The sequence below is a fragment of the Rhizobium sp. CFBP 13644 genome (assembly GCF_014842165.1).
GTDB classification, from domain to species: domain Bacteria; phylum Pseudomonadota; class Alphaproteobacteria; order Rhizobiales; family Rhizobiaceae; genus Agrobacterium; species Agrobacterium tumefaciens_C.
On the sequence record NZ_JACYVF010000001.1, the window covers coordinates 549703 to 571481 of the forward strand.

Consider the following 21779-nt stretch of genomic DNA (forward strand, 5'->3'; position numbering starts at 1 on the left):
TGATCAGCCTCCCTTGACCGAGCCGGAAAGCAGACCGCGTACAAGGTAGCGTTGGAGAGCGAAGAAAACGCAGAGCGGCACGACGATGGTGACGAAGGCCGATGCGGTGAGGATTTCCCAGTTGCCGCCGCGAGAACCCAGAAGCGCGTTGAGTGCGCCTGTCAGCACCAGCTCATCCTTCTGCGTTCCCAGAAACACCATGGCGACCAGAAGGTCGTTCCAGGTCCAGAGAAACTGGAAGATGGAGAAGGATGCAAGCGCCGGGAAAGACAGCGGCAGGATGATCTTGACGAAGATTTCAAAGTCACTGGCACCGTCCACACGCGCACTCTCGATGATTTCTTTCGGCAGGCCGGAAATATAGTTGCGCAGCAGATAGATGGCGAGCGGCAGACCAAAGGCCGTGTGCGCCAGCCATATGCCCGCATAGGTCTTGGAGGGCACGCCAAAGACGTTGCCGATCCAGTTATAGAGCTGCAACAGCGGGATGAGCGACATCTGCAACGGCACCACGATGAGGCCGACGACCATGGCGATGATGAGGGAGCGTCCCGTAAACTTCATCCATGACAGGGCATAGGCCGCGAAAGCCGCGATGAGAATGGGGATGACCGTGGCCGGAATGGCAACCGTCAGCGAATTGACGAAGGCCTGACCTATACCCTCAGAGGCAAGCACAGTGCGATAATTATCAAGCGTGAAGATGGGCGGCGTGGACACAGCCAGATAGACACGCTTGGCACGCGAACCCTCGAAGCTTGCAGTCTTGCTGTACTGGTAGGTGCCGTCCTCGTTGATAACGAGGCTTTCGCCGTCACCCAGATCGGCTGCCTCCCCTGCCGGGAAGGCTTCAGGCTCCTGCACCCTCACGCCAAAAGCGGAAATCTTGCCGCCCGCGCCATTCTCAAACACATTGCCGGAGATGATGAAACGATCACCCTCCTGCCTTTGCGTTGCAGGGTCGGCAAGGCGAAGCGCCTGCGTTTGACTTGAGCTGGAAAAGGCCGTCCACCAACCTGATACAACGAGCTGGTCCTTGTCTCGCAGCGAGCTGACCAGAATGCCGAGCGTTGGCAAAAGCCAGAGCAGCACGACGAAGAGGACGCTGATGTGAACGATCAGGCGTGGCAGGCCGATGCGGCGAATACGCGTTGTTATGCTCATCTCAGCGACCCTCCATCTCACGGTTTGCCTGGCGAATGTTCCAGATCATGATCGGCGTGACCGCTGCCATGATGATGAGCGCGATAACGGCACTGCGTCCGCTGTCTCCACCGCCTCTGAACATCCAGTCGAACATGAGGTTGGCCAGAACCATGGTGTTCCATTGGCCATTGGTCATGGTCAGAACGATATCGAAGACCTTGAGAACGAGGATAGTGATCGTCGTCCAGACAACGGCGATGGTGCCCCATATCTGTGGAACGAGAATCTTCCAGAAGATCTGCCAGCCATTGGCCCCATCGATCACAGCGGCTTCCACCGTCTCTTCGGAAATGCCGCGAAGCGCTGCCGAGAGGATGACCATGGCAAAGCCGGTCTGGATCCAGATGAGGATGACCATGAGGAAGAAGTTGTTCCAGAACGGCATGGAAATCCACACCTCTGGCGAGCCGCCGAAATATTCAACGATGGCATTCAGCAAGCCGATCTGCGTTTGCCCCTCGCCGCGATATTCATAGACGAATTTCCAGATGACGGAGGCGCCGACAAATGAGATCGCCATCGGCATGAAGACGATGGATTTGGCGATATTGCCCCACCAGATGCGGTCGGTCATGACGGCAATCACGAGGCCGAAGAAGGTGCAGGCGGCGGGCACGACGGCCAACCAGAGGATATTGTTGAAAATGGATTGGCGGAAACCATCATCATAGATGGCCCAGCGGTAATTGTTGAGGCCGACGAAATTGTCACCGGTCCGGTCGTAGAAAGACAGGATGAAGGTGGCGACCACGGGGTAGACGAGATAGACGATGAGCAACAAAAGTGCGGGGCCGACGAAGAGCCAGGGGCGGACCGCCGCGCGCCGGTTGAGGTTGCGCGATGCGTGGATCACATCGCCGTCTTTCACCGGAAAAATGACCTGTAGCGCCTTGTCAGACAGCCAGTAATAGGCCGCACAGGCAAAGACGCCTACAATCATCACGCCGAGCGCCGAAACGATCTGGGTAATCATATTCGCTCCCCGTTATTTCGTTTTCATACCCGGCCTGACAGCGTTACCCCGTTGCGGCAGAGACATGCGAGAGAAACGACCCGGCAGCTGTTGAGCGCCGCCGGGTGAAGTTTTCGATTACTTGAGGCCGTCCCAGGCCTTCTGGATGTCATCAGCAACCTGCTGGGCAGACTTGCCGCCGACATAATCCACCATGCCCGTCCAGAATGCGCCAGCACCGATCTTGCCGGGCATCAGGTCCGAACCATCAAAGCCGAAGCTGGTGGCCGTGGTCAGGATTTCGCCCTGACGCTTGGTCTGTTCGCTGGCATAGGTGTCGAGGTTCACGCCTTTGTAAGGTGTGAGGAAGCCGGACTGCGCCATCCAGACTTCATGGGCAATCGGTGTCTTCAGGAATTCCACGAAAGCGCGGGAAGCCTTGGAGTCCTTGGTGATGGTGAAGAGCGTTCCAGCGCCCAGAACCGGCGTGCCGAGGTCAGGCTTGGCGGCAAATGTCGGCATGTAGAAGAAATCCACATCCGTTCCAACCTTGGTGCCTTCCGGGAAGAAGGATGGAATGAACGATGCCTGGCGGTGCAGGTAGCATTTCGGTGGAATGTCGAACAGGCCCTTGGGGCTATCGCGGAAATCGGTGGAGGCAACGGCGGCAGCGCCACCACTTACATATTTGTCGTTCTTGGCAAATTTGCCGAATTCCTCGATGGCGGCAACAACGCGCGGATCGTTGAACTTCACCTCGTTGGTCGTCCACTTCTGGTAGACATCCAGTGGCTGGGTGCGCAGCATGATGTCTTCAACCCAGTCCGTGGCTGGCCAGCCGGTCGCACCGCCTGAACCAAGACCGATGCACCATGGCGTACCGCCATCGGCTACGATCTTGTCGCTGAGCTTGACGAGGTCTTCCACGCTTTTCGGAACTTCGTAGCCAGCTTCTTCAAAGTTTTCAGGCACATACCACACGAGCGATTTCAGGTCGGCCTTGAACGGAAATGCGAAATAGGCCTTTTGTCCGTCCTTGCCCGGGTAAATGCCCAGATCCACCCAGGACTGGCCCGCGCCGTAGTTTTCCTTCACCCAGTTGGCCGTCTCATCGCCAAGCGGGGTCAGCAGACCTTTCGCAGCAAGGTCGGCCAGCAGGCCGGGCTGCGGCAGAATGGCGACATTGGGAGGAGAACCGGCCTGCGTATCGATAACGATCTGCTGCTCGTAATTTTCCGATGAGGAGTAGCGCACATTCACGCCGGTCGCCTCGGTGAAATAGGCCAGAACGGACTGGAACAGCGCCTCGTCCTCGCCGCGCCATGGTCCGAAGATCGTCAGCGTTTCGCCCTTCAGGCTCGCATTGGCGGCCTTGAAATCCTCATAGCTTTTCCAGTTGAATTTGGCATCGCCACCGGGCTGGAACTTCAGCTCCGCAGCGAAAGCTGCCCCCGACAGCAACGTGGCCATGGCCACGGTCGTCCAGAAAGTCTTTTTCATGTGATCTACCTCCCATCACATTGTCAGGCGCAATAGCCTGAAAAGATACTCAAAGCGCTTTGGCTAACCATTCATCTCACTGAGAATGAAGATGAGTCAAGTCCCTGCTACAACTATTAGGTTTCAATAACCATCTTGCGCTGCAACATAAGCGAAAACTGGCCCGCTTCCGCAGTTTCCAATTGTGGCTGGAAGCAACAATTGCTAACGTCCAAAGCGGTTTGGAAAAGCGGGGGCTGGATGATATGAACCTGAAGCAGTTGTCGCAAATGCTCGGCATTTCGCAGACGACCATCAGCCGTGCGCTGAACGGATATCCCGAAGTCAACGCAGAAACACGCCGCAAGATCATCGAGGCCGCGCAGGCCACGGGCTATAGGCCGAACGCCGCTGCACAACGGCTGGCCACCGGCAAGATGGGCTCCATCGGGCTGGTCATGCCAACCGGGGAGGAGCATCAGTCCGACGTGCATTTTGCGGAATTTCTGAATGGCCTAGGCGAAGTTTCGGCACGCAACGGCTTTCATCTTGTCATCATGCCCAGCCCGCCTACCCATGAGCAGGAGGCCCTGCGAGAACTGGCCGCCAGCGGCAGCGTCGATGGCATCTATCTGGCCTATATGAAGAAGAACGATCCCCGTATCGAGATGATGAAGAGCCTGTCCATTCCCTTCATCGTCCACGGTCGTTCCTGGGGCGTGGAAACGGATTACCCGTTTCTGGATGTGGACAACGAAACCGCGTTCAACGATGCGACATCGCTCCTCCTCCAGCTTGGCCATCGCAACATTGCCTTGATGAACGGGCCTGAAGGCTACGACTTCACCTTTCGCCGCCACCGGGGCGTCGAGGCGGCGCTGTCCGCACAAGGCTATGCGCTAAACCCGGCCAATGTCAGCCACAGCGTCATGAACGACGAGGCAGGATTTTCGATTATGGAAAGGCTGCTATCTCAGGCTGATCGCCCGACAGCGGTCATCTGCGCGTCGACTGCGCTGGCGCTGGGCGCCGTGCGCTCGCTCAATCTGCGGGCGCTAAAACCGGGAAAAGACATTTCCATCATCGCCCATGACGATGTTCTGCCGCTGCTGAAACCGGTGAATTTCTCGGTGCCCCTGACAACCACTCGGTCATCGCTTCGTGAGGCGGGATCGCGCATCGCCGAGCGATTGATCAATCAGATCAAGACCGGCAAGGCTGATACATACGAAGAGCTTTGGAAGGCAGAGCTTGTGGTGCGCGGATCGACCGGACCTGCGCACCTTTAGAAAGCTCTCAGAACTTCGGTGCGGTTTTTCCTAGCGCCCGGTGGGCTGCAATCACAGTGTTTGCCATCAGCATCGCAATTGTCATCGGGCCAACACCGCCGGGAACAGGCGTAATCGAGGCGGCAACGGCGCTTGCCTCATCATAGGCAACATCACCCACCAGCCGTGACTTGCCCTCGCCCTTTTCAGGTGCTGGCACGCGGTTGATGCCGACATCGATGACCGTCGCACCGGGCTTCACCCAATCGCCCTTGACCATCTGCGGGCGCCCAACGGCTGCAACGAGAATATCGGCAGTCTTGCAGACGGCAGCCAGATCCTTGGTGCGCGAATGGGCCATGGTCACGGTCGCGTTGGCGTTGAGCAGCAATTGCCCCATCGGCTTGCCGAACAGGTTGGAGCGGCCAATGACAACGGCGGTGAGACCGGAGAGGTCATCGCCGTGAATGCTGCGCACCAGCAACAGCGAGCCCGCTGGCGTGCAGGAAATCAGACCGGTTTCGAGGTCGCCGGATGCCAGCTTGCCAGCGTTGAGAACGCTCAAGCCGTCAACGTCCTTTTCGGGCAGAATGGACTGGATGACGGGATCGGAATTGAGGTGCTTCGGCAAGGGCAATTGAACGAGAATGCCATGAATGGCGGCATCGGCGTTCAAGGTAGCGACCAGCGCTTCCAGATCCGCCTGCGTGGTGTCTTCCGGCAGTGTGTGCTGGATGGAATTGAACCCGCATTCCTTGGCTGTCTTGCTCTTGGAGTTGACATAGGCGTGGCTGGCCGGATCGTTGCCGACGATGACCACGGCGAGGCCGGGCTTGATGCCGGTCTGCTGCTCGAGTTTCTCCGCCGCCTCTCGCACGGCCGTCGTTACCGATGCCGCCTTTGCCTTGCCGTCGATGACCGTCGCCATATGCCTGCCTCCTGGGAACACGATAGCTCTTTAGCGCCCTAATGCTGTGCAGCACCGTGGAATGCAAGGAAAATCGCTGTTTCAGGGCAGCAAATCAGGCCCGGCGGCTGTCGCGCTCTTCATCGGTCAACCTTTGGAGGCGCTCGCGAAGGACAACGAGTTCCTGGCGCAGCGCGTGCAGTTCCTCGGTCTCCGCCTGTGGGTGCTCGGCCTCTCCGGCCAAAGCCGCCGCCAGCAGCGGCGGAAGCTTGAACACAGGCGCTTCGCGCTGCGTCTGCTCAAGCGGAACAGCATTGCGCATCAACACCTGCCGCACCTTTTGATCCAGGGGCATGTCGTTGGCGGGCTCATCATGAATGGTGAGACCATCATCATCACCGTTCTGCATCGCCTCGCTGACAGGCTCCGCATCACCATGCGCGGCAATAGGTGCTTCGGGTGCAGACTCTTGATCATCCCGAGCGATCATCACATCGTCGAAAATACCAGGCTCGATCTCGATGGCCTCAGCGGCGGCAAGCTCAACCTCTTCAGGCGTTTCGGCCACTTCGGGCTCCACTGGGTCTGGAAGCGCTACCTGCTCACTCTCATCGTCGCGCTTGCGTCGGAAGCTCAAAGCCAGAAGCGACATCAGCAAACCAGCCGCTCCGCCGGCCAGCGCCATGCTCTTGGCGGTAAAGCTGTCGTAATTTGCAAGACCCGGCTGAGCTGCCTGCGCAATGGCAGCGCTTGGACGAGGTGCCGGTGAAAATGTGCCTGCAGCATCGCTGGAACGGATATAGGTGCTGCGGGCTTCTTCCAGCGCCGTTTCCAGCCTTGCCAGATTGGCCGGTGCGTCACCCATCTCCTGCATTTGCCGGTCCAGCTCAGCCCGCGCAGTTTGCTGCCTGCTCAAAGCCGCAGCGATCTTTGCCTGTTCGCTCGCCAGCGCCTCACGCACACGGCGAAGAGCGGGCATGGCGGCGGAACGGGCAGCGTCCAGCGTCGTTTGAGCCGCGATTGTGCGCGGATGTTTCGGCCCATGGTCGACGCTGACCTCGGCCATTGCGAGTTTGGCGGCGGTATAATTCTGCCTGATATCATCAAGAGCTGCAAAGGCCGGCATCGCTGGCAAGGTCTGGCTCAGCACATCATCCAGCTTCATGGAGGCAGCAGAGGCAATGGCGTCGGCCAGTTGCGTGTTTCTGGAAACCAGCGCTTCCGTCTGCGCATCATCCTCGCGAATTTTCTGTTGCAGATCCTGTATGCGTGACACAGCATCGTTTCCATGCCGCATCTGAAACCCGGTCAAAGCTGCCTCGGCACTATCGAGCGCAAGCCGCGCCGTCTCCACGGCCTGAAGTTGCGGATCATGCCGCTCGGCCCCTATGTCCCGGACCACGCGGCTGGCCAGATAATCGGCTATGCGTTGCGAAGCCTGCGGGGTGGCGGCAGTCACACGGATATCGATCTCGTCGCTGGCTGGCTTCGAGGTGATGGCAACGGAGTCTTTCAGAGCTGTCTCAGTTGCGCCCACCACGGCACTCCCATCCTGCCCACCGCCTGCAAGCAGGTCCAGCAAAACAGACATGTGGCCTGACGTCTCAACGCCGGTCACGTCCTCAGCCTTTAGCTTCATGTCAGAGACCATCAGCCCAAGAGCGACCGGAGACAGGAGTGTCTCGCGCAGTTGCGCGGCCATGCGCTGCACGCCCTGTGTGCCCGAACGGGAATTGGAAATCTTGACGCTTGCATCCGACACATAACCCTTGAGGCCTGGATCCAGAAGCATGCCCGGCAACAGGAACCCTGCCGCCGAAAGCGAGATGACGACAAAGCCCGAGAGGAGATAATCCCGCAACGAGGCTGCGCCGCGCCTTGGGTGAAGCGCGTTCCAGTTTCGCAATGTGTGTCTGTCGCTCTCAAAAACCATCGCAAACCCAAGGGGTTACAGAATTCCGGCTGGAACCCCGCTGGTAAAAACATAAACGAACCCTAAAGCGACAAGGCAAACAAATGGTTAATTGGAGCCAAAACAGCGCATTTTCAGCTGTTTTCGGGACCGCTTACACAAAGCCATCGCCCGCAAGTCCCGCGCAAGATTGTCGGCCTAAACCGGAGACAGGTTAAACACGGAGAATTGTCATGCAGCCGATTCAGCTCTTTGCGCTGGCATCCCGGCAGGCCGAATGGCTTTCTGTGCGTCAAGAAGTCGTCGCCAGCAACATCGCGAATGCCAGCACCCCAAAATTCCGCGCACAGGACGTCGTTCCTTTCGATACGGAATTGCAGTCGGTCGGCATGCAGATGGCGCGCACCAATTCCGCACACATGGAACTGGCAGTCGCAGGCGGCGGCAAAGTTGCTCTCGACGAGGCTGACCTTAACAACGAAATCGGCGTTCAGGAGTCGGGCAACACGGTGTCCCTTTCCAAGGAAATGGCCAAGACAAGCGAGATCAAGGGGCAGTTCGAACTGAACGCGCAACTCGTTCGCTCTTTTAACAGCATGATGCTGACAGCGGTGGGCAAGTAAGATGGATCCTTTAAAGTCTGCGACGAAAATTGCAGGAAGCGGAATGGAAGCTCAGGCCACGCGCCTGCGCATCGTCTCGGAAAACATCGCGAACTCTCGTACAACGGGCGATACGCCGGGTGCAGACCCCTATCGTCGCAAGACCATTACGTTTGCAAATGAGATGGATCGCGTTTCCCAGACAAATCTTGTCGAGGTCAAGAAACTGGGCGTTGATCGCTCCGACTTCACCCAGGAATACGATCCCGACAGCCCTGCCGCAGACGAAAAAGGCATGGTCAAGCTTCCGAACGTCAACATGCTGATCGAGATGGCCGACCTTCGTGAGGCCAACCGCGGCTACGAGGCCAATCTACAAATTATCAAGCAGACACGCGACATGGTTGCCTCGACCATCGCATTATTGAAGGGTCAGTGATCATGATCGACGCCATCAGCAGCCTGAAATCACTGACGGGCAATTCCGCAACCGACAGCCTGAAAGAGGTCACATCCGGCCTCGGCTCTCTGGCCGGAAGCGCAATCTCCACGGCGGCAACCGCTGCCACTGGCCCTACCTTCGCCAGCGTTCTGGGCGGCGTCGCAAGCGATGCTGTCCAGTCCCTGAAAATGGGTGAAGCCATGTCGTTTGCAGGCATTCAGGGCAAGGCCAATACGCGAGAAGTCGTTGATGCCGTCATGCAGGCGGACCAGACGCTCAAGACCGCCGTGGCTCTGCGCGACAAGATCGTCTCGGCCTATCTCGACATCGTGAAAATGCAGATTTGACGCTTAAGGATATCAAAAATGAGAGCACTAGCTATCGCAGCGACGGGCATGGATGCCCAGCAGACAAACCTTGAGGTCATCGCGAACAACATCGCGAACATCAACACGACCGCCTTCAAGCGCGGCCGCGCCGAGTTCACCGACCTCTTGTACCAGACAGAGCGCGCACAGGGCGTGATGAACCGTGCCAACCAGTCCGTGGTTCCAGAAGGCGCCAATATCGGCCTGGGTGTTCAGACATCGGCTGTCAGAAAACTCCACCTTCAGGGTGAAATCTCCCAGACCGGCAACGATCTGGATCTTGCCATTGTCGGCAAGGGCTGGCTTCAGGTCGATGGCCCCGAAGGCACCACGCTCTATACAAGAGCTGGCGCTCTCAACAGGGATTCGGCCGGGCGCCTCGTCACGGTCGACGGCTTCGGCGTTCAGCCAAACATCACCATTCCAATCGACGCGACGGAAGTCACGATCAGCACGGATGGTATTGTTTCGGCACGCATCGGAACGGAAACGAACCTCACCGAACTTGGTCAGCTCAGCCTCAGCAACTTTGCCAACGAAGCGGGCCTCAAGCCGCTCGGCGATAACCTGTTCTCGCAGACGGAAGCTTCTGGCGATCCAGTCACAGCAACCCCTGAGTCCGTCGGCTTCGGCTATATCAAGCAGCATTACCTTGAAAGTTCGAACGTCGATTCGGTCAAGGAAATCACCGACCTCATTTCCGCGCAGCGCGCTTATGAAATGAACTCCAAGGTCATCACCACTGCAGATGAGATGGCGACGATCGTCAGTCAGAACCTGAAGTAACGCAAAGGTAGGGTAACATGAAGTTTCGCCCGAAATTCGTGCCTGGCAGTCTATGCACAACGGCGCTGGCGCTCATGGTTGGTCTTGTGGCGCTCGCGCCGCAGGCTGCCCTTTCGCAGCAAAGACACGCCGTTGTTCCAACAGGCACTATTTTCCCAGGCGATATCATTACCCATGAGCGTGTGACCGAAGTTCCCGTGACCAACCCCAACATCGCTCCGGGCTTTGCGGAAACGACTGACGTTGTGGTGGGCAAGGTTTCCAAGCGCACACTCGTTGCCGGCCGCACCATTCCGCTCGGCGATCTGCGTGATCCTTTCGCCGTCCAACGCGGAGCGACGATCAGGATCATCTATAGTGTGGGTGGCATGCACCTTTCAGCATCCGGCACCGCCATTGAAGATGGCATGCCGGGTGAAGTCGTGCGTGTTCGCAACCGCGACACCGGCGTCACAGTCAGCGGCACGGCCCTGCAGGACGGAACCGTGGAGGTTTTCCAAAAATGAGTTTTCGTAAGGGCCTGATCGCTGTCACTGTGATGGTCGCCACTTTGTTGGCAACCACACCCCTCGCCTATTCCCAGACCAATGCGCGTGTCAAAGACATCGCTTCCTTGCAGGCTGGCCGTGAAAACCAGCTGATTGGTTATGGTCTTGTCGTCGGCCTCCAGGGGTCCGGCGACAGCATGCGTTCATCACCCTTCACCGAGCAATCGATGCGGGCGATGTTGCAGAACCTCGGCATTTCCATGCAGGGCAACCAGAGCGGCTCCAAAAACGTCGCCGCAGTCATGGTCACCGCCAACCTTCCGCCATTTGCAAGCCCCGGAAGCCGGCTCGACGTCAATGTCAGCTCGCTGGGCGATGCCTCGTCCTTGCGCGGTGGCACGCTCGTCATGACATCCATGTCGGGCGCCGATGGCCAGATCTACGCTGTGGCGCAGGGTTCGGTCATTGTTTCGGGCTTCAATGCCGAAGGCCAGGCCGCACAGCTGACACAGGGCGTGACGACCGCCGGACGCGTTCCAAGCGGCGCGATCATCGAGCGCGAGCTGCCATCGCAGTTCAAGGATTCCGTCAATCTGGTCCTGCAACTGCGCAACCCTGATTTTTCGACCTCGACACGCATTGCCGACGCCATCAATGGCTACGCCCGCACCGCGTTTGGCGAACCGATTGCCGAGGCCCGCGACAGCCAGGTGGTTTTCATCCAGAAACCGAGAACGGCTGATCTGACCCGCCTGATGGCGAGCATCGAAAACCTTGCCGTGGAAACCGATACGCCTGCCAAGGTGGTGATCAACGAGCGCACGGGCACTATCGTCATCGGCGCCGATGTTCGCATTTCACAGGTCGCCGTCAGCTACGGAACGCTGACCGTTCAGGTGACCGAGACACCACAGGTTATTCAGCCAGAGCCATTTTCGCGCGGAGAAACTGCCGTTCAGCCGCAGACCGACATTTCGGCACAGGCAACCGGCGGCCCGGTCGCCATTCTCAACGGGCCCAATCTGCGCTCGCTGGTGGCTGGCCTGAACAATATCGGTGTGAAGCCTGATGGCATCATCGCCATCCTTCAGGGCATAAAATCAGCGGGTGCGCTGCAAGCAGAACTGGTGTTGCAATGATGCTGAAACTCTCTGAGCTATTCACCCCGCAGCGCACGATCCTTGCCGTGTTTCTCATGGTCGCGTCGCTTCCTTCCGCCCGCGCCCAGGAACAGGTGCGGGTAACGACGGGCGATACGAGCAGTCAGGAAATCCAGCAATATTGCACCAATGTCATCGATCAGGCGCGCGACCAGCGCTATGTGCTGCAAAAGCAGGACCTGGAAAAGCTGCAACAGGATGTCGATAACCGCATCGCCGTCATGGAAGCGCGCAAAGCCGAGTATGAAGACTGGCTGAAGCGCCGCAACGATTTTCTGAAACAGGCCGAAGCAAACCTCGTCAACGTCTACAAGACGATGAAAGCCGATGCTGCGGCACCCCAATTGCAGGAAATCGACGCTGGCATCGCAGCGGCGATCATCATGAAGCTGCCGCCTCGCCAGTCCGGTCTGATCCTTGCTGAAATGGATGCCAAGAAGGCCGCCACCATCGCGTCGATCATGTCCAGCGCGACCGACAAAACCACATCAAGAGATCCGTCATGAACAAAGCGCTTATTCTCGTTCTTTCTGCCGCAAGTGTTCTGAGCGGTTGCTCGAGCATCACCCAGAACCAGACGCTGAAGGAAATCGGCAATGCGCCTGCCATGAGCCCGATCGGCAGCGGCCTGCAATTCAGTCAGGCGCCGCAACTGGCTTCCTACCCCAAGCAGCCATTGCGCTCGGCCAGCGGTTACTCGCTGTGGAGCGACAGCAAGGCAGCCCTATTCAAGGATGCGCGCGCGTTGAACATTGGTGACATTCTGACCGTCAACATCCAGATCAACGACAAGGCGACCTTCGACAACGAAACCGACCGTACCAAGAAGAATAATCGCGAGACGGGCTGGAAGGCAGACGCCGAAATTCTCGGCTGGAAGCCGCAGGCCGATTCGTCGCTCAGCTTTGACAATACCAGCGAATCCAACGGCAAAGGCTCCATCAGCCGTGCAGAAAAGCTGACCCTGCTGGTGGCCGCCGTCGTGACCGGGATATTGGAAAACGGCAACCTGTTGATCAGCGGATCGCAGGAAGTGCGCGTCAACCACGAGGTCCGTATCCTCAACGTGGCGGGTATCGTGCGGCCGCAGGACGTCAACTCCGAAAACACCATCTCCTACGAGAAGATTGCCGAAGCGCGTATTTCCTACGGCGGACGCGGGCGCATCACGGAAATCCAGCAGCCACCGGTTGGCCAGCAGATCGCCGATATGTTCTCACCGATCTAACGCAAAACACCGCATAAAACGAACCTACGGTCCATTGCATTCCGCACGGGCTGCTCTCCGAGACAGACGTAAGAAGCGATCATGAGCCTCACCACAACCGAACCTGAAGCCCCAAAGAAGCCGTCGATCATCGTGACCGCAGGTGCCATTGCGGTGCTTTCGCTTCTCGGCCTGGGAGGCGGATGGTTCGTGGGCAACGCCCTGTTCGTGCCGGCTGCGCCAGTTGAGGCAACACCTGCCCCCGCCGCACCGGAACATGCAGCCGAGCCTGCAGCCGCTGCAGGGGCAGAGGGCGAACATGGCGCCCCTGCCGCCCATGGGGAAAAAGGTCCGGCGGGACCGAGCCTGATTGCGCTCGATCCGATCGTGACCAATCTTGGCTATCCAAACGACAAGTGGATCCGACTGGAACTTGCCCTGCAATTCAACGGCCCCGGCGATGTGCCGTTGAGCCAGGAATTGCATCAGGAATTGATGTCCTATCTCAGGACTGTCTCCCTTCAGCAGATCCAGGGCCCTCGTGGCTTTCAATATCTTAGGGATGACCTGAGAGAAATCGTTGACGTTAGATCAAAAGGGCGCGTATCCAAGGTTCTCTTCAGAACCTTTGTGATCGAATGATTCGAAACCTTGTCCTACTGCTGGCCCTTGTCCTGACCCCAGGGCTTGCGCTTGCCCAGCAAACACCGGCTGATCTGCTGAACCTGCCACTGGACGGGTCTGCGGCATCGTGGATCATTCGCACCTTCGGGTTGCTCACGGTTCTGTCCATCGCGCCCGGCATCCTCATCATGGTGACGAGCTTTCCTCGCTTCATCATTGCCTTTTCCATCCTGCGCTCTGGCATGGGTCTGGGTACCACCCCATCGACCATGATCCTCACCAGCATGGCGATGTTCATGACCTTCTACGTCATGGCTCCGACATTCGAGCGTTCCTGGCAGGATGGCATACAGCCACTGTTGCAGAACCAGATCACGGAAGCCGTCGCAATCGAGCGCGGCGCCGAGCCGTTTCGCACGTTCATGATCGGCAATACCCGCCCCAAGGATCTCGCCCTCTTCGTGGATCTGGCCAATGAGCGTGGGCAGGAGACGATGAACGGCAACGTGCCGCAATATCGCGTTCTCGTCCCAGCCTTCATGCTGTCGGAGATCCGCCGTGGCTTTGAAATCGGCTTCCTGATCATTCTGCCCTTCCTCGTCATCGACATGGTCGTGGCCACCATCACCATGGCGATGGGTATGATGATGCTACCGCCCACCTCCATCTCCCTGCCCTTCAAGATCCTGTTCTTTGTCTTGATTGATGGCTGGAACCTGCTGGTCGGCTCACTCGTCAGATCGTTCTACTGATCGATCGTCTCCTATCGGGGGCCATGAGCGTTGCGACGCGCCGTCCATTTGCCGTCTTACCTCATCTGCGTGCTGCTCGAGCTTCGAGCCCTTGTCCACGTCATAGGCCGGCACCGAGCTGGTTTCTTGGCGCCATGAGGCATGCCCCGCCCCAAACGCAAAACCGCCCGGACTGACGAAGCAGACCGGGCGGTTTTAGCGGGAGAATAATCAGTGCGCGGCCTTGGCAGGCTCGGCTGGCTTTGGCGGTGGTGGATCGGTATTGACCACGATTTTCTTGGGCTTGCGACCCGGGTCTCTCGCCTCGATCTCCTCTTTCGAGATGAAATCCATCTGCTCGATCAGAACCTGCTTCACAAACGGCTTTTCCATGCGGGCATTCAACCCGTCCATGATCGTCGTCTTGAAACCGGCCACATCGAATTTGCCAGCGTTCTTCACGTCAACAAGTTTGTTACCCACCAGCAGCGTGTAGAGCTCATCCGTCAGATAGGTCGGCACGGGGACATGAACGTCCTTCATTGCCTCTTCATCGATCTGAAGGCTGGCGCGAACGAGAAAGTATCCGCTTACCTGGCCATCTGTTACCACTGGCAGGGTCACGGTTTCACTCTGGACGAAGTGCGGTGGGCGGACGACCTCGACGGTCTTCTCGCTATCCTTCTTTCCGAGCGTCACGGCGGCATAGACGCCGCCGAGCGTTACGACGAGAACCCATATCCCGGTCGCGATCAGCTTGATCATTGCGCCCCACTTGCAAACTGTTGAAGCGAGTAGGTGCCGTCATCCTCTGCGCGTCTGGCAGCATTCTTCAAAAGATCGACCACGGCTTTCACGGCATGAAGATTGGCATCGACGCGGCGCAGGTTGATCGCAAGCTTTGCCTTGATGTCCAGAATCTGGCGCTTGTGCGCAGCCGCAATCTTGGCGCCATCGACATCGCGCAGCAACATGCTGAGCTCATAAAGGCAACGGCTCTTATGGGCGTTCGACAATTTGAAATCGAAATCGGGATCCTTGCCGATCCGCTGGTTTTCGTTATCGATGACGGTTTCGAGACGCCCCAGAATGGCCTGGGTTCTATAGTCGTTGTTTACGATATCCATAATGTATCAGCGCTCCGCCGCTTAGAGCCTTTTCGGTGAACGCGGTTCACCTTCAAAGCTCTATCTGTTTGTTTTAAGCAATTCCGCACGCAAAACCGGTTTCCACTTTTGCTGGAATTGCTTTAGCTTTCAGTCTTTTTGGTTTCGGCTACAGAAAATGTTCGCCGCTGGAAGTCCGTCACCATGCTGACGGCAAGGCTCTTGTCGTCCTCGTTCATCTTGGTGGGGGCCTCAGAATTGCGCACCCGCTGCATGGCCTGACCGTAGGCCTGTTCGGCAATGCCGATGCCGCCGCGCTTGGAAACGGCATCCGCCATCTGCTCGGCCATCATGCTTTGCCAGAATTCACCGGCAGAACCCTTGCCATAAACCTCTTCGCTGTCCTTCGGCATCATGTTCTGGAGCATGGTCGTCAGAACACTGGCCTCGAACTTGCGATAGGTTTCGGGAATCTTTTCATCGGACTTGACGTGGTGGATGTTGCCGACGCCCGCCTTGCCGGCTGCCGTATCGATGCTGTTGATGGCAGATTCGAAGCCCGCATTGCTGGCTGTCAGCACCGATGCTTCGCGTGTTGCGCTCACAGAGCGCAGTTTTTCCCGTGCCGCCATGACCTGTGTCGGGTCAGCTGCGTTCACAACATCAAGCACAAGATCGCTTGGAGGAGAAATGGCCAACGTCGTCATCCTTTTTACGTTTTATCGGATGACGCTATATCTCTAACCTTGCTGGAGGCTGGTGTCTTTCAGGCTCATCTGCAAATCAATGAGCTCATAGACGCTGTTATCGTCGCGCACCCGCGCTTCGTCCGCACGCGCATCATCCCTTTTATCTTCGAGACGCTCGCCCTTTTTCGTCTCTTTCACCACCTGCTGTTCCTGCGCTTTCTCGATGGATTCAAGTCTGATGTCGCGAGACTTCAGCCTGCCGTGGCGTGTGGCGTAGTGCTTGAGCATGTGCTGGTGCAGCGGGTCGAGAGAAGTCAGGTAGCCGGTCAAGGTATCGATTTTTTCGGCCAGTTCATTGCGCTCGCGCGTGGTAATCGCCAGCTCGTTTTCGGCCATCTGCTTCAAATGTCCCTGGACCTTGACGAGCCTGCCGAGCTTTTTGGATTTGCTGTCGTCCATGATTGCCCCTCACATATTCGCAAAGACGCGAAAGAACCCGGTGACGTACTGGTTGACCAATGCTGCTATGCCAAAATACAGCAACAGCAGACCCCCGCCAAGCGCGTAAGGCGTCGAGATGAAATAGACCGGTATCTGCGGGGCCATCTTGTTGATGAGGCCAATCGCCATGTTGAACAGAAATCCATACAGAATGAACGGGCTGGCGACGCGAAGGGCAATGGTCATTGAAGCGACCAGCGTATCGGTCAGCGAGATCAGCATTCGCTGCACGCTCATGGCCCCGCCCAGCGGAATGGACGTGTAAGATTCCACGATGGCACGGAAAATCACATGATGGAAATCGAGAATGAACAGCAGCAGCAAGACGCCATAGGATAGCATGCTGGCCAGCTGGCTTTCCGACGTATCCTCCAGCACATCCTGCACCGGCGGGCCGGTGAAGGCCATGGCCATGCCCATGGCGGTCGCGGCAAACTGCATGCCCAGCACATAGAGATGGGCGATCATTCCGAAGGTCGCGCCGATCAGCGATTCGAAGAACATGAATTTGAGAAGCGTGATGGCATCGGTCGTCACCACGGGATAGATCGTGGTCCACATCAAAGGCAGAATGGCCATGGCGAGAGCCATGGCCGTCAGCAGGCGGATTTGCATGGGAAGGCGCGCCGAGGAAAATCCCGGCATTACCATCAAGCAGGCACCAATCCGGCAAAATGCCAGAAACAGCGCCACAACCGTTCCCTGCGGGTCTGAGATCATGAGATCGAGCCGAGTATCTTTATTTCCGTGCCCTTGGCCAATTCGACATGCGAGAGGACTGGCAGCGTGCTGAAGAGGCGTTCCGTAATCATGCGCACATAAGACCGGGTTTCCGGCAAGGTAACAAGTACGAAAGGCAGCCCGACATCCATGTATTCACGGATTACTTTGCTCGCCTCGTTCGAGAACTCTTCCACCTGACGCGGATCGATATCGAATTCGATCACTTCGCCCTTTGGATCGCGCTTGATGGCCTGCTGGAACACGACGTCCCACTTGGTGCCAAGTCTCAAGACGCGCAGAACGCCATTGTCCGAAAGATCGCCGCAAATCTGCTGAGCCATACGGATGCGGACATGCTCGACGATCTGCTCTGTTCTGCGAAGATGCGGCGCAAGCTCTGCCACGGCTTCGAGAATGAGGTGTAGATTGCGGATGGAAACGCGCTCTGCCAGCAACAGTTTGAGGATGGCCTGCAGACCGGAATAGGACATGTGCGACGAGCAGATTTCGTCCGCCAGTTTCTTGTATTCCGGGTCAAGGCGATCGATCAGCACCTTGACGTCCTTGTAGGACAGCAGCATCGGAAGATTGTTGCGAATAACTTCGCTGACATGGGTCAGAAGTGCCGAGATGTTGTCGATCGGATGGAAGCCCTCGCGCTTGAGGTCTTCCACGAAGTTTTCAAGCACGGAAACGGCCGGCATGCCGAACGCTGGTTCCCGAACCTCGTCGCCCGGAACAGACGGTCTGCGACCCTTGCCGGTGATGACAAGAACTTCGCCGACGCGCAGGGTGCTGGCAGCAACCGTCGTGCCGTGAATGCGGATCTGGTAGGACTTGTCGGGAATGGCGATATCGTCCGTGACCTTGATTTCCGGCACGACGAAACCGTACTGCGTTGCGAATTTCTTGCGCATCTTGCCGACACGGAAGCCAAGCTCCTGGTGCGCGCCGAGCAATCTTGGCGAAACCTGCTTGCCAAGCGCAAGCTCGATTTCGGTTGTGCGCAGAGAATTCTTGACGGTGTCCTTTTCGGCTTCCTGGGCCTTGTTCGTTTGCTGTTCTTCGGCCACGCGCTCGGCGTCTTTCTCCTGCGCCAGCTGGCGCGGGATGATCCAGGCACCGAAGGCGAGCAACCCACCCAGCGACATGAACGGCAGGAATGGCAGGCCGGGAACAAGCGAGAGAACCATCATCAGCCCGGCAGCAACGCCAAGAGCCTTCGGGTATCCGCTCAGCTGGTTGAGAACCGCGGTGTCTGTGGAGCCCTTGGCACCGCCACGGGTAATGATAAGGCCGGCGGCCAGCGAAACGATGAGGGCCGGCACCTGCGAAACGATACCGTCACCCACCGACAGCTTGACGAAAACGTCAGCGGCTTCACCAATGGCCATGCCGTGGCGGAAAACACCGATGATGATGCCACCGCAAATGTTAATGCCGGTAATCATGAGGCCCGCGACAGCGTCACCGCGCACGAACTTGGACGCACCGTCCATGGCACCGTAGAAGGCGCTTTCTTCTTCCAGCTCGTGACGACGCAGCTGGGCTTCTTTTTCATTGATGATACCGGCGGACAAGTCGGCATCAATCGACATCTGCTTGCCGGGAATGGCATCGAGGGTGAAGCGCGCGCCGACTTCCGCGATACGCGTGGCACCCTTGGTGATGACGATGAAGTTCACCACGATGAGGATGAGGAAGACGATCAGACCGATCACGAAATCGCCCGACATCACAAGGCTGGAGAAGCCGGCGATAACACCGCCGGCTGCTTCATGGCCCTGGTTGCCATGGGACAGGATGACTCGCGTCGTGGCGATGTTCAGCGCCAGACGGATCATGGTCGAGATCAGAAGAATGGTCGGGAAAGACGAGAAATCCAGCGGGCGCTGAATCCACAGGGACACCATCAGGATGAGGACGGAGAAGGCAATCGAGAATGCCAGACCCATGTCGATCAGGAAGACCGGGATCGGCAGGAACAGGATGCACAGAATGGACACGATGCCCACCGCAAACCCGATATCGCGCCCACGCGCCGCGACTTTCGGAAGGGGCAATATGCTTGGAGGCGTTGCCATTCTAACTCCATCTCTTGATGAGAACTGTAGAAATGTCCCGGCCTTGCCCTCATGGAAAAGCCTGCCGACCCAATGGACAGAGATCGACGTCGCAGCATTATGGGATCAAGCTTGCGCGAGAATGGACAAAAACGCGAGGTAAGGCCTGAGATCTGCTTTTTAATCGCCCGCTATATTTAGGCTTTGGTTCAGACTATTTCTGTAATATATTAGTCAGGAACTTCGCGCGATGATAGCGTGCACTCTGGCCATGACCCTCAAAGGCCAAACCCTGCAAGGCTATCCATGTCGACTGTATCTACCTATACCAGTTACCTCAACGTAAACCGGGATATCAAATCCTCGCTGGAGACAGTTGCCAGCAAGGCTTCGGTTGCGCGTGAAACCGCCTATTACGAAGAAAACATCGGCAAGGTCTCCACGGTCGATGAGTTTCTGGGCGACTATCGTCTCTATTCCTATGCCATGAAGTCTTACGGTCTTGAGGATATGACCTACGGCAAGGCATTCATGCGCAAGGTTCTGGAGAGCGATCTCAGCGATAGCACCAGCTTCGCCAACTCAATGACCGACAAGCGATACCTGCAATTTGCAGAGGCTTTCAACTTCAAAGGCGATACCAAGACTGTTCAGAACACCCAACAGGCCACCAGCCTGACGGATGCCTACAAGGCGTCGTTCACAGCCGAGGAAACATCGCTCAAAGCCGAATCCACCTATTTCGCCGCGCAGATTACCAAGGTCACCAGTCTCGACGGCCTCGTCAACAATGAGCGCCTGCGCACCTATATGCTCGATGCGGCCGGCCTTGATTCAAAATATACGTCCAAGTCCTATCTGAAACAGGTTTTGACCAGCGATCTCAATGATCCGGCGAGCGTCGCCAATCAGGCAAAAGATCCTGCATGGAAAAAACTCGCAGAAGCTTTCAATTTCAAGACAGACGGCACCATCAATGGCAGCGTGCAGACGGCTGACCAGACCGAAGATCTGAAGCTGGACTATATCTACAACCAGTCCTCGTTCCCATCCGATACCCTGGCCGATGCCAATAAGCGGTACTGGGAAAAGAACGTCGCCACGGTAGCAACCGCCACCGAGCTCGTGGCCGATCCTCGCATGCTGGATTACGTGAAAACGGCGTTCGACCTGAACCCGACGATCATGGCCAGCAGCGTGGCAAGCCTTATGTCCAGCGTGAATTTTGCCACGACCTATGGCAACACGAAGCTGCTGGACAGTTTCAACTTCGAAACGGATGGTACGCTGGCGTCCGGCAACACGGCACAGACCGCGCTCCAGACCGTCGACATCAACAAGAAGTACAAGACCGCGTTTCTGGAAGACCAGTCCAAAGCGTCGGACGAAGCCATTACCAACTATAAAGCACGGGTCGAGGGCTTTACCAGCATCGAGGACTTCTTCGTCTCGAACAAAAAGGATAAGGACAAGAAGAATGACAGCGTCACCGAAGTCTGGGACGTGGCACTCAGGGCTTTCGGCATTGATCCTGATGAGGTCAGCCAGTCTGAGCTGAAGCGTGTTTTGACGAGCGATGTCAATGACAAGAAAAGCTACGTCAACACCCTGAAAGACGAACGCTTCGTTGAGCTGAACAAGGCGTTCAACTTCACCTCCGATGGCTCGCTAAAGGCTCCTCTTCTGGCGCAATCGGAAAGTATAACGGAGAGATTTGCGGGCGATTACCAGAACGCGAAGCTGAGATCGCTGACCGGAGCAGAAAAAGATGCGGCTGGCAAAAAAGCGGACGCCGAGATCGAATATTACAAATCGCAAATGCAGTCGATCAAGTCTGTGAAAGATTTGCTGGCAGATAGCCGCCTGACGAAATTCATTTTCGAGGCCAATGGCATCGACCCCAAAAGCGTCGAACCGGCTGACCTGAAGAAGATGTTCACGTCCGACCTGTCGGACCCGAAAAGCTACGTCAATTCACTGGATGACAATAAATTCGCCGAGATTGTCGCATCGTTCAACTTCGATACTGAAGGTAAACTGACTGAAAAGGCCGTTGGTGGAGCGCAGCAGCGAGGCGCCATTCTGGAAACGACCAACCAGTATGTCCGCCAGACAATGGAAGAAGACCAGGGCGAATCCAATGCGGGCGTTCGGCTTGCGCTGTATTTCGAGCGCATGGCGCCTACCATTTCAAGCGCCTATGGCTTCCTCAGCGACGACGCGCTGTTCCAGTTCTTCAAGACCGCCTATAGCCTGCCAACCTCGGTCGGCAACATGGATGTGACCAAGCAGGCGGATCTGGTGAACACCTATATCGACATCACCAAATTGCAGGACCCGGATTACGTCGGAAAGATGCTGAAGCGGTTTACCGCCCTTTACGATGTTCAGAACAATAACAGCTCTTCGACCCTGTCGATCCTGAGTGGCTCGACATCCATCAGTGCCGATACGCTTCTGGCCGTGGCGCAGCTGAAATCAAGGTAGTAGAACCCAATTCGGTTCGACCAAAAGAAAACGCCGTAAATCACGAGGATTTACGGCGTTTTTTATGGATGCCACATT

Annotated in this window: 22 protein-coding genes and 1 pseudogene; 12 read left to right on the top strand and 11 right to left on the bottom strand. The window is 57.1% G+C overall.

Features of this window, described 5'->3' with window-relative positions:
• Positions 1 to 3: 3 nt before the first annotated feature.
• From IFT53_RS02605 to IFT53_RS02615, 3 genes are all read right to left on the bottom strand, one after another.
• Positions 4 to 1164 (bottom strand): carbohydrate ABC transporter permease, encoded by a 1161-nt coding sequence (locus IFT53_RS02605; RefSeq protein ID WP_192063436.1) that lies wholly within the window; start codon positions 1162 to 1164, stop codon positions 4 to 6.
• A gap of 1 nt (position 1165) precedes the next feature.
• Positions 1166 to 2179, bottom strand: a complete 1014-nt coding sequence (locus tag IFT53_RS02610) for a carbohydrate ABC transporter permease (RefSeq protein ID WP_192063435.1) — start codon at positions 2177 to 2179, stop codon at positions 1166 to 1168.
• Between the two features lie 117 nt (positions 2180 to 2296).
• Positions 2297 to 3658 carry an ABC transporter substrate-binding protein gene (locus IFT53_RS02615; protein WP_192063434.1) on the bottom strand — a complete coding sequence of 454 codons (1362 nt, stop codon included), beginning with the start codon at positions 3656 to 3658 and terminating at the stop codon, positions 2297 to 2299.
• Between the two features lie 236 nt (positions 3659 to 3894).
• On the opposite strand from IFT53_RS02615, the gene IFT53_RS02620 reads away from it, so the two are divergent.
• Complete coding sequence (locus tag IFT53_RS02620; RefSeq protein WP_192063844.1) at positions 3895 to 4926, top strand: LacI family DNA-binding transcriptional regulator; 1032 nt, start codon at positions 3895 to 3897, stop codon at positions 4924 to 4926.
• Positions 4927 to 4933: 7 nt separating this feature from the next.
• Here IFT53_RS02620 and folD read toward each other — a convergent pair whose 3' ends face one another.
• Together folD and IFT53_RS02630 are read right to left on the bottom strand one after the other, a co-directional pair.
• Positions 4934 to 5833: a bifunctional methylenetetrahydrofolate dehydrogenase/methenyltetrahydrofolate cyclohydrolase FolD gene (gene folD, locus IFT53_RS02625; RefSeq protein WP_192063433.1), complete on the bottom strand. Its 900-nt coding sequence runs from the start codon at positions 5831 to 5833 to the stop codon at positions 4934 to 4936.
• A 94-nt stretch (positions 5834 to 5927) separates the two neighbouring features.
• Complete coding sequence (locus IFT53_RS02630; RefSeq protein WP_192063432.1) at positions 5928 to 7745, bottom strand: hypothetical protein; 1818 nt, start codon at positions 7743 to 7745, stop codon at positions 5928 to 5930.
• Positions 7746 to 7957: 212 nt separating this feature from the next.
• On the opposite strand from IFT53_RS02630, the gene flgB reads away from it, so the two are divergent.
• The 10 genes and pseudogenes from flgB to fliP all read left to right on the top strand — a co-directional run bounded on the left by flgB (position 7958) and on the right by fliP (position 14153).
• Positions 7958 to 8347, top strand: a complete 390-nt coding sequence (gene flgB, locus IFT53_RS02635; RefSeq protein WP_042618050.1) for a flagellar basal body rod protein FlgB — start codon at positions 7958 to 7960, stop codon at positions 8345 to 8347.
• A 1-nt stretch (position 8348) separates the two neighbouring features.
• Positions 8349 to 8765 carry a flagellar basal body rod protein FlgC gene (gene flgC, locus IFT53_RS02640; RefSeq protein WP_042618049.1) on the top strand — a complete coding sequence of 139 codons (417 nt, stop codon included), beginning with the start codon at positions 8349 to 8351 and terminating at the stop codon, positions 8763 to 8765.
• Positions 8766 to 8767: 2 nt separating this feature from the next.
• Positions 8768 to 9115 (top strand): flagellar hook-basal body complex protein FliE, encoded by a 348-nt coding sequence (locus IFT53_RS02645; protein WP_042618048.1) that lies wholly within the window; start codon positions 8768 to 8770, stop codon positions 9113 to 9115.
• Between the two features lie 18 nt (positions 9116 to 9133).
• Positions 9134 to 9922: a flagellar basal-body rod protein FlgG gene (gene flgG / locus IFT53_RS02650; protein ID WP_192063431.1), complete on the top strand. Its 789-nt coding sequence runs from the start codon at positions 9134 to 9136 to the stop codon at positions 9920 to 9922.
• A gap of 17 nt (positions 9923 to 9939) precedes the next feature.
• Positions 9940 to 10428: a flagellar basal body P-ring formation chaperone FlgA gene (gene flgA / locus IFT53_RS02655; RefSeq protein WP_042618046.1), complete on the top strand. Its 489-nt coding sequence runs from the start codon at positions 9940 to 9942 to the stop codon at positions 10426 to 10428.
• Positions 10429 to 10511: 83 nt separating this feature from the next.
• Positions 10512 to 11549, top strand: a pseudogene (locus tag IFT53_RS02660) (flagellar basal body P-ring protein FlgI); the annotation flags it as partial.
• Entirely contained in the window at positions 11546 to 12076 is a 531-nt protein-coding gene (locus tag IFT53_RS02665; protein WP_042618044.1) for a MotE family protein, read from the top strand. The pseudogene IFT53_RS02660 and the gene IFT53_RS02665, both read left to right, overlap by 4 nt.
• Positions 12073 to 12798, top strand: a complete 726-nt coding sequence (gene flgH / locus IFT53_RS02670; RefSeq protein WP_192063429.1) for a flagellar basal body L-ring protein FlgH — start codon at positions 12073 to 12075, stop codon at positions 12796 to 12798. Before IFT53_RS02665 ends, flgH begins: the two co-directional genes overlap by 4 nt.
• 81 nt (positions 12799 to 12879) lie before the next feature.
• On the top strand, positions 12880 to 13419 hold the full coding sequence (locus tag IFT53_RS02675) for a flagellar basal body-associated FliL family protein (RefSeq protein WP_192063428.1): 540 nt from the start codon (positions 12880 to 12882) through the stop codon (positions 13417 to 13419).
• Positions 13416 to 14153 carry a flagellar type III secretion system pore protein FliP gene (gene fliP, locus IFT53_RS02680; RefSeq protein WP_042618041.1) on the top strand — a complete coding sequence of 246 codons (738 nt, stop codon included), beginning with the start codon at positions 13416 to 13418 and terminating at the stop codon, positions 14151 to 14153. Before IFT53_RS02675 ends, fliP begins: the two co-directional genes overlap by 4 nt.
• 210 nt (positions 14154 to 14363) lie before the next feature.
• Here the strand turns inward: fliP and IFT53_RS02685 are convergent, their stop codons facing one another.
• The 6 genes from IFT53_RS02685 to flhA form a co-directional block, all read right to left on the bottom strand.
• Entirely contained in the window at positions 14364 to 14897 is a 534-nt protein-coding gene (locus IFT53_RS02685; RefSeq protein WP_042618040.1) for a hypothetical protein, read from the bottom strand.
• Positions 14894 to 15259, bottom strand: a complete 366-nt coding sequence (locus IFT53_RS02690; RefSeq protein WP_042618039.1) for a hypothetical protein — start codon at positions 15257 to 15259, stop codon at positions 14894 to 14896. Before IFT53_RS02690 ends, IFT53_RS02685 begins: the two co-directional genes overlap by 4 nt.
• Before the next feature lie 122 nt (positions 15260 to 15381).
• On the bottom strand, positions 15382 to 15936 hold the full coding sequence (locus IFT53_RS02695; RefSeq protein ID WP_192063427.1) for a rod-binding protein: 555 nt from the start codon (positions 15934 to 15936) through the stop codon (positions 15382 to 15384).
• Positions 15937 to 15978: 42 nt separating this feature from the next.
• Positions 15979 to 16386 (bottom strand): hypothetical protein, encoded by a 408-nt coding sequence (locus tag IFT53_RS02700; protein ID WP_192063426.1) that lies wholly within the window; start codon positions 16384 to 16386, stop codon positions 15979 to 15981.
• Between the two features lie 9 nt (positions 16387 to 16395).
• Positions 16396 to 17148: a flagellar biosynthetic protein FliR gene (gene fliR / locus IFT53_RS02705; RefSeq protein WP_042618038.1), complete on the bottom strand. Its 753-nt coding sequence runs from the start codon at positions 17146 to 17148 to the stop codon at positions 16396 to 16398.
• Positions 17145 to 19235, bottom strand: coding sequence for a flagellar biosynthesis protein FlhA (gene flhA, locus IFT53_RS02710; protein WP_192063425.1), 2091 nt, complete (start codon positions 19233 to 19235; stop codon positions 17145 to 17147). The genes fliR and flhA overlap by 4 nt, the downstream gene beginning before the upstream one ends.
• Before the next feature lie 285 nt (positions 19236 to 19520).
• Between flhA and IFT53_RS02715 the strand changes: the two genes are divergently transcribed.
• Positions 19521 to 21701 carry a DUF1217 domain-containing protein gene (locus IFT53_RS02715; protein ID WP_192063424.1) on the top strand — a complete coding sequence of 727 codons (2181 nt, stop codon included), beginning with the start codon at positions 19521 to 19523 and terminating at the stop codon, positions 21699 to 21701.
• The last annotated feature ends 78 nt before the right edge of the window (positions 21702 to 21779 follow it).